This is a genomic window from Leucobacter celer subsp. astrifaciens (assembly GCF_001273835.1).
In the GTDB taxonomy this organism is placed as follows: domain Bacteria; phylum Actinomycetota; class Actinomycetes; order Actinomycetales; family Microbacteriaceae; genus Leucobacter; species Leucobacter celer.
The window spans coordinates 1-215 of record NZ_JHEI01000070.1 but is presented as its reverse complement, the minus strand read 5'-3'; the positions used below and the strand labels follow the sequence as shown (position 1 = coordinate 215).

Below are 215 nucleotides of genomic sequence, written 5' to 3'. Positions count from 1 at the left end.
CGATGCCGAGGACCTTCTCATCGCGACAGCGCAAGACGCGACGACGAACAACACCCATCGGATCAGACGGGGTGGCTCGGTAAAAGGGCTCGGCAGCCCGGGCACGCCAGTCGATGACGAGAGGCTCATAGTCGGCGTCCCGTACCCCGATTCTCCCGATGTGACGCACCTCGTCGTCAGTCAGATCAAGTCGGCCGAAGACCAGACCTTCATGC

At 62.3% G+C, this 215-nt stretch carries 1 protein-coding gene; it reads right to left on the bottom strand.

Annotated features, from left to right (window positions below):
- The coding region (locus tag AMS65_RS20255) for a hypothetical protein (RefSeq protein WP_157501945.1) at positions 1-215 on the bottom strand (215 nt) is incomplete at both ends.